The following is a 222-nucleotide window of genomic DNA, read 5'->3' on the forward strand; positions in this document are numbered from 1 at the left end:
ACAGATAAGCGCGGTGCGTTTTACCGGTACCGGGCTTGAGCATCTGTACCGGCGTCTCATCGGCATGAATCACGCTGTGGCTGAGGATGTCGGCTTTGAGTGCATCAACCAAGGCTTGCAACTGCACCCCACAACTGCCCACCCAGGCGCCCAGTGTGGAGCGCGGTATGGCTACACCAGCACGACCAAAGATGGCCTCTTGGCGGTACAAGGGCAGATGGT

General features: G+C 59.0%; 1 protein-coding gene. It reads right to left on the reverse strand.

What is annotated here, in order from left to right; genetic code table 11:
• On the reverse strand, window positions 1–222 hold a 222-nt coding region (locus LHU53_RS19635), incomplete at both ends, for an IS66 family transposase (RefSeq protein ID WP_227334474.1).

Source organism: Rhodoferax sp. U2-2l, assembly GCF_020594515.1.
GTDB lineage: Bacteria > Pseudomonadota > Gammaproteobacteria > Burkholderiales > Burkholderiaceae_C > Rhodoferax.